Genomic DNA, 11,055 nt, shown 5'->3' on the forward strand with positions numbered 1-11,055 from the left:
GGTGCCCCCTGCGGCCGGCCCGGCAAGCGCGGAGGGCTCCGACTCCGCTTGCGCGGTGGCCGCCGGATCGAGCAGGTCACTGCCGATTAGCGCGGCGGGCTCAGAGGGTCCGGACTGGCCACGGCCCGTCGCAGTCACCGGCCGCGACACGTCAGCGACCTCGACAGCGGCTGCCCCCGCCGGAACGACGGCAGGCGGCAGGGCCGCGGCATCCGGTTCCACGCTCTGGGCGCCGCGGCGGGCCGAAGAACCAGGAGCGCGCCCGGTCCGCTCCGGTGCCGACCTGCCCGACACCGGTTCCCGGGCCGTCCGGGCATCGGAGGGGGCGGTAGACCCGGACACCGAGGCCGAGCCGGTGTCCGGACTGTCGGCCGACGCGACACCCACCGCCTGCGGGCCCGCCAGCGACAGTCCCAGCGCAACGGCCGCGGCACCCACCCGCCCGGCGGTCTTGATCCTGGTCTTGGTCACGGAAGTCTCGTCCCCTCGCTAGCGCCGTCGACTGCGTTCGGTCGCGAAATTACCTGACCGGCACCGCCCCTGGGATGGGTGAAATTACCCGATTTTGTCCCGCATCCCCGATAATTTTCCGATGCCCGCGCGACGTGATCTGGTGGGTCGGACCGCTGAGTTCGCCCAGCCAACGCGCCCACCCGGCCGACGGAGAGGGCCGAGCCGGTCAGCGCAGGACCGGCCGAATGCGTGGATATCGCCATCACGTCACTGTACTTACGGCACAATGCAATTGACCCCGGTTTGCCGGGTGACAGGGCGAAGGAGTACGTAGTGGATCCAACAATGCTCCTCTCGGCGTTTGGCGGGTTTGGCTCGGCGGTCAGCGCAGGCAACACCCTCGGTGGCGCCGTAACCTCCCCTGGTAGCACGAGCACTGACTGGCGCATCGGGTCGTGGGCCGGAGGGGTGGCGGGCACGGCATCCGGCGTAGCGACGGGAAGCGCGGCCGTGGCGAACTTGGGGGCGGCCAGCGCAGCGGCTACCGCTCAGACGGCTGCCACTACGGCTGCGACCATGAACGAATGGTTTCAGGGGGTGAAAACGGGTCTAGACCTCGCCGGTGCTGACGTGCCGGCGCAAATCGCCGCGGATGTCGCCCGTGTCGCGCAGGAAACAGCAACAGCACAAGCTCAGGCCGACGCAGCGGCAGCCTCAGCTAAGCAAAGCAAGTGGCCAGCCCCGATTCTCATCGCGGCCAACATCATCCACGTTGCGCAGAACATGCTGAACGGCTTCGGTGCCCCCAATAGGGGAGACATCCTTGAGACGGCGGCGGGGCGACTGGACTTGGCTGCGAAAGATTTGACAATGGCCGCTAACACGACGGGGTGGACCAACGACGACGGCGGTGCGGAAGCCAAATATTCCGAAGGCAATCAGGCCCAACAAGAACGCGTCAAGAAAATGGCCGCTATCGATCGGGATTTCAATAAGGCCCTGACGAAACAGGCCGGTCAGGTCGCGGATATCCGAGGGGCCTTCGGATACGTGACGGCCGTGTACGCGGTCGCGATACCAGCTTGCGGCGCACTGACTGCAAGTGGACAAGAAAAAGTATCGCTCGGAATTCAGACTGCCATCGCGCTGACATGCGCCTCTGCCGACACAGCCGCTCAGGTGGTCCACCGTTCGAACGTCGTAGCGAATGGCAACGTGATACAGGGTTTGGCCACCCAGTACCAGGATCTCGAGACGGCAGCGACTGCCTATTTAACCGGGGTAAACAACGCATGCTGCCCGCACGCCGCCCAGACACCCACACCGTGAGGACACCATGACTTTATCCACCAGCGACAACACCTTCAAAAGACTGCAAGGGCACCAATTGGACGCGGCCGCTAGCATCGGCGCAAGTGATTCGTTCCAGACGGCAGTGGGATCCGCCAGACTGGAAAACAACGTCAAGAACACCCACGGCGCTATTTCCACGGCCTCGTTTGCGGCCGTGCGGGCTGCTCTGGAGAATCGTGGAACAGCTTCCGCCAAATTGCAGCAGGTGTCTCTCACGATGGCTGCCCACGTGAATGTAGGGGCGAAACAGTATCGCGGTACCGACTCGACGGCTGGCGACGACCTCAACAAACAGATGTTGTGAGCATGCCCGGCACCCACCCCGCCGGGCCCGCCGATCTGCACGCTGACGTCGTCGGGGTGGAGTTGACCATCGACGGCATGCTGGTGGTCGCCGACCGGTTGGATCTGGCCGAGTTCACCGCTTTGGGCATCCGGGCGAACATCGGCGACGAGGATGTTCGCGCCCTGGTGTGGGATCAGGTTCGCCGCGACCTGATCGGCCAGGGTGTGCTCGACAGCCAGGGGTTTCCCGACCCGGCCGTGGCGCAGATGGTCGATACCCTCGGCCGGGCGGAGCGGACCCTGGAGTGCCGGTGGTTTCGGCGCGCGGAGGCCACGATGATCCGGTTCGTGCTGTGCCGCCGGGGTGAGTGCCACGTGATCGCCGTTCGCGACGGCGACCTGGTGGTGCTGCAACGCTTCGCACCGCACGTCGCCCTGGCGGACATGGTGACCAACGTGCTGGGGCCCGCCGAACCCGCCGAGGTGGAACCGCTGACGGGCCTGGCCGCCGAACTGGCCGAGTGCACCACCGCCGCGCAGTTGGCGGCCCACGGTGTCGGGGCAGCCTCGGCCCGGCGCTACGCCGAGATCATCGGCAATCCCGTCTGCTGGGTCGAGATCACCGCCACCCAACGCCACCCCGGCGGCACGTCGACGGCGGCCGGTGTCGCCGCGGGTGTGCTGGACTCGGCGTGGGGCAGGCTGGTGTCGCTACCCCGCCGGGTGGGCGGCGAACTGTACGGAAGCTTCCTGCCGGGCAGCACCGAGAATCTGCAGCGCGCGCTCGATAGCCTGCTGGAGTTCCTGCCCGCAGGCGGTTGGCTCGATCACCCCGACAACGCCCGACACGATTGAGCAAAGCACTCAAATTCGAGTAATTTCACCCATCCCTGCGGGGGTCTCGGACCCCTATCCTCGCGAGTGCAATCGCCGCCGTGCTGGGTAGGCGCGACGACACTCGGCGCTCGGTTAACCAGCTCACCATCCGAAGTGGGGGGAGGGACAGGTCACGATGACACACGGCGACGAGGACCACGACAACCTGGCCGCGCTGGATTTCTCCTCGGCCGAGGCTGCGCCGGCCGATTCGCAGGCCTACGACATGGACTTCGGCACCGACGATGACCACGACTCGGAGTCGGGGTTGGCCGACTTGGACGAGTACGCACCGGCCGGGATCGCGGACGTCGTCACCGTTGAGGACATCATCGACTCCCAGACCGGGGACGCCGACGAGCCCGCCGACGACGACGCGCCGGGGCCGATGTTCACGGTAACCAATCCCCCCGGGACGGTGTCGGTGTCCTCGCTCATGGACGGCAGAATCCAGCAGATCGACCTGGCGCCGTCGGTGAGCGCCATGACCGAGTCGCAACTGGCCGAGGAGATCCGCGTCATCGCGGAATTGGCACGGCTCAGAGGACTTGCCGGCCAGCACTCCTTCATGACCAACATGCTCTATAGCGAGCAGCACCACAACGGTGCGGAAGTCCGGGAAGTGCTGGAGCAGGGACTGGAGTTGCCCTCGCCGCAGCAGGCCGACGAGACCCAAGCCGCTGTGTTCGCCAGCCGCTACTCCGAGCGCCATGGCTGAGCATCTGGCCGGAATGTTCGACAATGCCGTCAGCATGCTGGCTACCTCGGAGGCACGCGCCCTGACGCTGTTCACCGAGATCACCGAAGACGACGAATCCGCCTGTGACGCCTGGGTCGGACGCATCCGATGCGGCGACACCGACCGGGTGACACTGTTCCGGGCCTGGTACTCGCGCACCCGATTCGGGCACCTCTCGGGATCGGCGCGGGTGTCGATGAACACCCTGGGCGCCCGGGTTCCCATCGGCGGTCTTTACGGCGACATCACCTACCCGGTGACTTCTCCGCTGGCGATCACGATGGGGTTCGCCGTCAACGAGTCCGCCCACGGCAACTTCGCCGACGCCATGGACGCTCTGGACGAAGTCCAGGCCGGCCCGTCCGAGCATCTGCTGGCCTGGGTCAAGTCCGTGGTGTACGGCGCGGCCGGGCGCTGGAACGATGTGATCGAACAGGTGCGCGCCGCCGGGAACTGGCCGGACGCCTTCCTGGCCGGTGCGGCGGGCGTCGCCCACGGTGTCGCCGCGGTGAACCTGGGATTGTTCACCGATGGTGAGCGCCGGCTCACCGAGGCCAACTCCTCCCCCGCCGCCGAGGCCTGTGCACCGGCCATCGCCTGGCACCTGGCGATGGCGCGCCGCGCCCAGGGCAACGAGGACGCCGCGGTGGCTCTGCTGGAATGGCTGCAAACCACCCACCCAGACCCGAAAGTCGCTGCAGCGCTGAAGGATCCGAACTATCGCCTGCCCACCACCACCGCCGAGCAGATCGCCGCCCGCACCGACCCCTGGGACTCGACCAGCGTGGTGGCCGACACCTCCGGGCGGGACAGGCTGCTCACCGACGCCCAAGCCGAACTGGACCGCCAGATCGGACTGGCCAGGGTCAAAGACCAGATCGAGCGATACCGCGCCGCCACCCAGATGGCGAGGGTGCGGGCCGCCCGCGGCATGAAGGTGGCTCAACCCAGCAAGCACATGATCTTCACCGGCCCACCCGGCACCGGAAAGACCACGATCGCCCGGGTGGTGGCCAATATCCTTGCTGGACTTGGTGTCATTCCGGAACCGACGCTCGTCGAGACCTCGCGTAAGGATTTCGTCGCCGAATACGAGGGCCAGTCCGCGGTGAAGACCACCAAGACCATCGACCGGGCGATGGGCGGGGTGCTGTTCATCGACGAGGCCTACGCCTTGGTTCAGGAACGCGATGGCCGCGCCGACCCGTTCGGATCCGAGGCACTCGACACCCTGCTGGCCCGGATGGAGAACGACCGCGACCGACTGGTGGTGATCATCGCCGGCTACAGCACCGACATCGACCGGCTGTTGGAGACCAACGAGGGTCTGCGGTCACGTTTCGCCACCCGCATAGAGTTCGACTCGTACTGCCCTGAGGAGATCCTTGCGATCGCGAAAGTCATTGCGCGCGCCAATGACTCGGAGCTGAGCAGCGATGCCGCCGAGAATCTACTGCAGGCGGCGAAGCTTCTGGATCAGCGGACGGTGCGCGGCAAGCCGGCGATAGACATCGCCGGCAACGGCCGCTACGCACGCCAACTGGTGGAGGCGGCCGAGCAGTACCGCGATATCCGGCTTACCCGTTCGGAGAACTTCGAGGACCTCGATGCCCAGCGGCTGGGCGAGATCAGCGCCGAGGACATGACCGAGGCGATCGACTCCGTTCATGCCCGGCTGAATGTGAGCGACTAGCCATGGGACTGCGGCTCACCACCAAGGTTCAGGTCAGTGGCTGGCGCTTCCTGCTGCGCCGCCTCGAGCATGCCATCGTGCGGCGCGACACCCGGATGTTCGACGATCCGCTGCAGTTCTACAGCCGCTCGGCCATGATCGGCGTCGTCATCGCGGCGATGATCGCGGTGGGGGCGTGCGCGATGGCGTTGTTCCGGCCGCAGGGAAAGCTCGGCGGCGGTGACCTTTACGCCGACAGTGGGACGTTCCAGATCTTTGTGAATGTGACGGGCCGCCTGCACCCGGTGTTCAACCTGAGTTCGGCGCGGCTGATCCTGGGCAGCCCGGCCAATCCGACGGTGGTGAAATCCTCGGAACTGAGCGCGATGACCAAGGGTGCGTGGGTGGGCATCCCGGGTGCCCCGCACGCCACCCCGGTCACCGCAGGCGCCTCGCCGTGGGCGCTGTGCGACACCGTCACCAATCCGGACAGCGCCGCGCCCGTGCTGCAGACGTCGCTGCTGTCGATGCCACTGGTGACCGATGCCGCGATGGGCCCGATTCCGGCGGACTCCGCACTGCTGGCGTCCTATCAGGGCAGCGAATGGATCATCACGCCGCAAGGCCGCCACGCCGTCGACCGCGCCAACCGCGCGATCACCTCGGCGGTGGGGATCCCGGTGACGGCCGTTCCGGTCCCGATCTCCGGCGGCCTCTACAACGCGCTACCCGACGCCGGTGCCTGGCAGTTGCCGCCGATCCCCGGTTCCGGTGAACCCAACACCCTCGGCCTGCCCAAAGAACTCGTCGTCGGGTCGGTGTTTCAGACCTATACCTCCGCCGGTCCGCAGTACCACGTGGTGTTGCTCGACGGCGTCGCACCGGTGAACGCCACCACCGCCGCGGCCCTGCGCGCCACGGACTCCCACGGTCTGGTCACGCCACCGGAGGTGGTGCCCAACCTGGTGATCACCCTGCCGGAACGACCCTATGATTCGCCCCTGCCCCCTGCCCCGCTCACACCGCTGTCCCGCCAGGACGCACCCGTGCTGTGCTGGACATGGGACCGCAGGGCCGGTGATCAGAAACCCCAAACCATGGTGATCGCCGGTCGGCACCTGCCGATCCCGCCGTCAGCACTCGGCTCCGGCATCAACCAAGTCCAGGGCACGGCAACGGTATACACCAACGGCGGCAAATACATACAGGTGCAATCCGACGATCCGCGCTACGGCGAATCGCTCTACTACGTCGACCCCCTGGGCGTGCGCTACGGGCTGCCCGACCAGGAAACCGCGGCAACCCTGGGCCTGTCGTCGCCGACACCCGCGCCGTGGGAAGTCATTCGCCTTCTGGTCGAGGGCCCGGTGCTGTCACGGGACGCCGCCCTGCTGGAACGCGACCGCGGCGTGTTCGTCGACCCGAATCCGAGAAAGCTCGGAGCAAGCTGATGACGACGAAGAAGTTCACCCCGAACGCGGCCCGCGGCCCGCGCCTGAATCCCGGTGAAATCGCCGTCAACCCGCCCGAGGATCTGGGTGTGGACGTGCCCGCACCGACAATCCAGAAGTTCCTGCCCTTCATCATGGGCGGCTGCATGCTCGGCCTGGTCGGGATCATGTTCTCCAGCGGCATCCGCAACATCTCCCCGTACATGCTGATGATGCCGCTGATGATGATCATGATGCTGGGCGGCTCGATGGGTGGCGGCGGCGGAGGCGGCAAGAAGGTGCCTGAGATCAACGCCGACCGCAAGGAGTACCTGCGGTATCTGGCCGGACTGCGGACCCGGGTGACGTCCTCGGCCGGCGCGCAGGTGGGTTTCTTCGGCTTCCACGCGCCCCACCCGGATGATCTGCTGTCGATCGTCGGCACACCGAGACAGTGGTCGCGTCCCGCCACGTCGGACTTCTACGCCGCAACCCGGATCGGAATCGGTGACCAGCCGGCCGTGGACCGGTTGCTCAAGCCCGCCGTCGGCGGCGAACTCGCCGGACCGGGTGCCGCGCCCCAGCCCTATCTGGAACCGGTCAGTCACATGTGGGCGGTGAAGTTTCTGCGCACCCACGGCCTGATTCACGACTGCCCGAAACTGTTGCAGCTGAGGACATTTCCGACCATCGCGATCGGCGGCGATCCGGCCGGCGCGGCCGGGCTGCTGACCGCCATGATCTGCCATCTGGCCGTTTTCCACGCACCCGATCAGCTTCAGATCCGGGTGCTCACCGATGATGCCGAGGATCCGCACTGGTCCTGGATCAAATGGCTTCCGCACGTCGCGCACCCGAGCGATACCGATGAAAGCGGGCCGACCCGGATGATCTACACCGGCGCCGAGGGGTTGGGCGACCTGGCGGCCCGCGGCCCGCATACACCCGAGGGCTCACCCGGCGGCCCGCACGTGGTGGTGGTCGACCTGACCGGCGGCCGGGCGGGATTTCCGCCCGACGGCAGGGCCGGCGTCACGGTGCTCACCCTGGGCAATCATCGTGATTCGGCCTACCGGATCAGAGTGGCCGCCGACGAGACCGCCGACGACAGACTGCCCGGCCAGCAATTCCGACTGGTGACCTCGGTTACCGACCGGATGTCACCCGAGCAGGCCACCCGGGTCGCCCGGAAGCTGGCGGGGTGGTCAACCACCGGCACCATCATCGACAAGAGGGCGCGCGTCCAGAAGAAAAAGATCGCCACCGAATGGCATCAACTAGTCGGCGCCGCCAGTGTGACCGAAGTGCTGCCGGAGCGTTGGCAGATGTACCCCGACAAGGACCAGGACCGGCTGCGCATCCCGTTCGGCCATGAACTCAAGACCGGCGAGGTGATGTACCTCGACATCAAGGAGGGCGCGGAGTTCGGTGCCGGCCCGCACGGCATGCTCATCGGAACCACCGGGTCGGGTAAGTCCGAATTCCTGCGCACGTTAATCCTGTCGCTGGCGGCCACCCACAGCCCCGACCAGATCAACCTTCTGCTCACCGACTTCAAGGGTGGCTCGACGTTCCTGGGTATGGAGAAGCTTCCACACACCGCCGCCGTGGTGACCAACATGGCCGAGGAGGCCGAACTCGTCAGCCGCATGGGTGAGGTGCTCACCGGGGAACTCGACCGCCGCCAGGCGATCCTGCGCCAGGCCGGCATTCAGGTCGGTGCGGCCGGTGCGCTCTCCGGGGTGGCCGAGTACGAGAAGTACCGAGAGGGCGGGGCCGATCTGGCGCCGCTGCCCACCCTGTTCGTCGTCGTCGACGAGTTCGCCGAACTGCTGCAGAGCCACCCGGACTTCCTGGCGCTGTTCGACCGGATCTGCCGGGTCGGCCGCTCATTGCGGGTGCACCTGCTGCTGGCAACCCAGTCACTGCAGGCGGGCGGGGCGCGCATCGACAAACTCGAACCCAACCTCACCTACCGAATCGCGTTGCGCACCACAAGTTCCGCGGAATCGCGCGCGGTGATCGGAACGCCGGAAGCCCAATACATCACCAACAAGGAAGGTGGTGTCGGGTTCCTGCGGGTTGGCATGGAAGACCCGGTGAAGTTCAGCACCCTCTACACCGGCGGCACCTACGTTCCGACCGTCGCGGCCGACACCAACGGCCACGGCCATCTGGACGCCCCGGTCAGCGCGCAGGTGCTGCGACCGCGGTTGTTCACCGCGGCGGCAGCCGCAGCCCCGGCGGTGCCGCTATGACATCGGGATCGCAGCAGCAATCGCTGCGCGAGGTAGTGATCAACCAACTCGGCACCGTACCGTCGCGGGCCTACAAGATCTGGCTGCCCCCGCTCACCGACCCGGCACCGCTGGATGAACTGCTCGCCAACGACAATCCACAGCCGTTGCGCTTCGCACTGGGGATCATGGACGAGCCACGCCACCACCGCCAGGCGGTGTGGGGCGTCGACGTGTCGGGGGCCGGCGGCAACATCGCGATCGGCGGTTCGCCGCAAACCGGCAAGTCGACCCTGCTGCAGACCCTTATCCTGTCGGCGGCCGCCACGCACTCCCCGCGCGACGTCGCGTTCTACTGCATCGACCTCGGCGGCGGCGGCCTGATCTATCTGGAGGATCTGCCGCATGTCGGTGCGGTGGTGACCCGATCCGAACCCGACCGGGTGATGCGGGTGCTCGCCGAGGTGAGAGCCGTTCTGCGGCAACGGGAAAACGACTTCAAACAGTATCGGGTGGGCTCGATTGCGGAGTATCGGCAGATGCGCGCTGATCCGAACAATCCCGCCGCGGCCGATCCGTTCGGCGATGTATTCCTGGTCATCGACGGATGGCCGGCCGTGGTCAGTGAGTTCCCCGATATCGAAGCACTGGTGCAGGACCTGGCCGGCCAGGGGCTGTCGTTCGGTGTGCACGTCATCATCACCACGCCGCGCTGGACAGAACTGAAGTCGCGGGTGCGGGACTACCTCGGCACCAAGATCGAGTTCCGCCTCGGCGACGTCAACGACACCCAGATCGACCGGATCACCCGCGACATCCCCGCGGGTCGCCCCGGCCGGGCGATCTCGATGGAGAAGAACCACCTGATGATCGGGGTGCCCCGACTCGACGGTGTGCACAGCGCCGAGAACCTGGTCGCAGCGATCACCGCCGCCACGCAGCAGATCGCCGGCGACAACACTGAGTTCGCACCCGAAGTCCGGGTGCTGCCCGAGCGCATCGACCTGGCCGAGTTGGACCCGAATCCACCCGGGCCGGACGCCGACTATGCGACCCGGTGGACCATCCCGATCGGGTTGCGCGAAACCGACCTCACGGTGGCCTATGCGCCGATGGCGGAGAATCCGCATCTGCTGATCTTCGGTGCGGCCAAATCGGGCAAGACCCGCATCGCCCACGCCGTCGCCCGGGCGATCTGCGCCCGCAACAGTCCGGCGCAGGTGCGCTTCATGCTCGCCGATTACCGCTCCGGACTACTGGGCGCGGTACCGGACAGTCACCTGCTCGACGCGGGCGCGATCAACCGCAACAGCACGACACTCGAGGAAGCCATCAAGGCCCTGGCCGTCAACCTCAAGAAACGCCTGCCGCCGGCAGACCTCACCTCGGCGCAACTACGGTCGCGGTCCTGGTGGACCGGACCCGATGTGGTGCTGCTGGTCGATGACTGGCACATGATCGTCGCCGCCTCCGGTGGAATGCCGCCGATGGCGCCGCTGGCCCCGTTGCTGCCGGCCGCCAGTGACATCGGCCTGCACATCATCGTGACCTGCCAAATGAGTCAGGCCTACAAAGCCACCATGGACAAGTTCGTGGGCACCGCATTCGGGTCAGGCTCGCCCACCCTGTTCCTGTCCGGCGAGAAACAGGACTTCCCGTCGAGAGAGATCATCGTCAAAAAGCGGCCACCCGGGCAGGCGTTCCTGGTCACCCAGGAGGCCAAGGAGGTCATCCAGGCCGTGTACATCGACCCGCCCGAAGAATGACGCGGCAGTGAGGGAACCGTGAATCGCGCGAGCACACCATCGGAGGAGAATCTCAATTGAATTCCCGTCTGATAACCCATCGACCCCCTCGAGTATCTGGCGGAAAGCGGCAGCCGCGAATCGTGGTGATAGCAGCCGTTGGTGGCGCTATCGCTTTGGCCGGCCCTACCGGCTGTTCGAGCAATCAATCCGCCACCTCGTCATCCACGACCCAATCATCGTCGTCGGCCAGTTCCGCCGCCGC

General features: G+C 66.6%; 8 protein-coding genes and 1 pseudogene. 8 read left to right on the top strand and 1 reads right to left on the bottom strand.

Features of this window, described 5'->3' with window-relative positions; translation table 11 throughout:
• A pseudogene (locus tag ADBZ5N_RS13710) lies at positions 1-471 on the bottom strand (hypothetical protein); the annotation flags it as partial.
• Positions 472-1,029: 558 nt separating this feature from the next.
• On the opposite strand from ADBZ5N_RS13710, the gene ADBZ5N_RS13715 reads away from it, so the two are divergent.
• The 8 genes from ADBZ5N_RS13715 to eccCb all read left to right on the top strand — a co-directional run bounded on the left by ADBZ5N_RS13715 (position 1,030) and on the right by eccCb (position 10,811).
• Positions 1,030-1,782, top strand: a complete 753-nt coding sequence (locus ADBZ5N_RS13715; RefSeq protein WP_526258212.1) for an EspA/EspE family type VII secretion system effector — start codon at positions 1,030-1,032, stop codon at positions 1,780-1,782.
• Between the two features lie 7 nt (positions 1,783-1,789).
• Complete coding sequence (locus tag ADBZ5N_RS13720) at positions 1,790-2,110, top strand: type VII secretion target (RefSeq protein WP_526258214.1); 321 nt, start codon at positions 1,790-1,792, stop codon at positions 2,108-2,110.
• Between the two features lie 2 nt (positions 2,111-2,112).
• Positions 2,113-2,946 (top strand): ESX secretion-associated protein EspG, encoded by an 834-nt coding sequence (locus ADBZ5N_RS13725; RefSeq protein WP_526258217.1) that lies wholly within the window; start codon positions 2,113-2,115, stop codon positions 2,944-2,946.
• A gap of 157 nt (positions 2,947-3,103) precedes the next feature.
• On the top strand, positions 3,104-3,685 hold the full coding sequence (locus ADBZ5N_RS13730; RefSeq protein ID WP_526258219.1) for a YbaB/EbfC family DNA-binding protein: 582 nt from the start codon (positions 3,104-3,106) through the stop codon (positions 3,683-3,685).
• Entirely contained in the window at positions 3,678-5,399 is a 1,722-nt protein-coding gene (eccA, locus tag ADBZ5N_RS13735; protein WP_526258221.1) for a type VII secretion AAA-ATPase EccA, read from the top strand. Before ADBZ5N_RS13730 ends, eccA begins: the two co-directional genes overlap by 8 nt.
• 2 nt (positions 5,400-5,401) lie before the next feature.
• Positions 5,402-6,829, top strand: coding sequence for a type VII secretion protein EccB (eccB, locus tag ADBZ5N_RS13740; RefSeq protein ID WP_526258223.1), 1,428 nt, complete (start codon positions 5,402-5,404; stop codon positions 6,827-6,829).
• Positions 6,829-9,066, top strand: a complete 2,238-nt coding sequence (eccCa, locus tag ADBZ5N_RS13745; RefSeq protein ID WP_526258225.1) for a type VII secretion protein EccCa — start codon at positions 6,829-6,831, stop codon at positions 9,064-9,066. The genes eccB and eccCa overlap by 1 nt, the downstream gene beginning before the upstream one ends.
• A complete protein-coding gene (eccCb, locus tag ADBZ5N_RS13750; RefSeq protein ID WP_526258227.1) occupies positions 9,063-10,811 on the top strand; it encodes a type VII secretion protein EccCb in 1,749 nt (582 codons plus the stop codon). Before eccCa ends, eccCb begins: the two co-directional genes overlap by 4 nt.
• The last annotated feature ends 244 nt before the right edge of the window (positions 10,812-11,055 follow it).

Origin of the sequence: Mycobacterium sp. (genome assembly GCF_044370595.1) — a bacterium.
Classification (GTDB): domain Bacteria; phylum Actinomycetota; class Actinomycetes; order Mycobacteriales; family Mycobacteriaceae; genus Mycobacterium.